The sequence below is a fragment of the Oleiphilus sp. HI0125 genome (genome assembly GCF_001635355.1).
The window spans coordinates 1-632 of sequence record NZ_LWGF01000261.1 but is presented as its reverse complement, the minus strand read 5'-3'; the positions used below and the strand labels follow the sequence as shown (position 1 = coordinate 632).

The following is a 632-nucleotide window of genomic DNA, read 5'->3' as shown; positions in this document are numbered from 1 at the left end:
ATCAAAATTATTATCTTCCCTAGCAGGGCTTTGTGAGCACGATCAAGCGGTCATTAGTTACTCTGGTATCGATGTTAGAAAAATTGCCAACCGAGATTTGACACCTTATATCTCACTTTGTCCGCAACAACCAAAATTAGTCAAGGGTTCGTTTTTAGACAACATCACGTTACATAACAAAAGCAGAGAATCATCTGCCTATGACGTGTCACATGAAATTGGGTTGACGAAAGATTTGGCCAAGTTCCCTAAGTCTTTCGATGAGTACCTTGATAATGTTGACTATGGTGTTTTTCACCAAGGCATGCGACAGAAAATCGCGATCGCAAGATGTCTCTGTTCCAATACGCCGGTTTTACTGTTTGATGAGATCAACTCTGACATGGATCCGGTATCTAATAATCTATTTTTGGAGGCCATAAAACGCCGTCAAAAGGACCATATTATTATTCTTGTAAGCCAGCAGTCGCAGTTTATTAACTTGGGCACAAAATATCTTTGCGTTTGAGAAAAATACAGTACAGGGGCAGATGAATGAATAATTACCATGAATATGACAGCGACCGTTTCGATCCACTCTCAGACGGATCTGACGGACATCGTTTCTCCCTCGATGATAGTGAGAAAGAAAC

The 632-nt window shown here is 40.7% G+C and carries 1 protein-coding gene; it reads left to right on the top strand.

The window, feature by feature from the left end:
* The coding region (locus tag A3762_RS03825; RefSeq protein WP_156493205.1) for an ATP-binding cassette domain-containing protein at positions 1-508 on the top strand (508 nt) is incomplete at its 5' end.
* Positions 509-632: the final 124 nt, after the last annotated feature.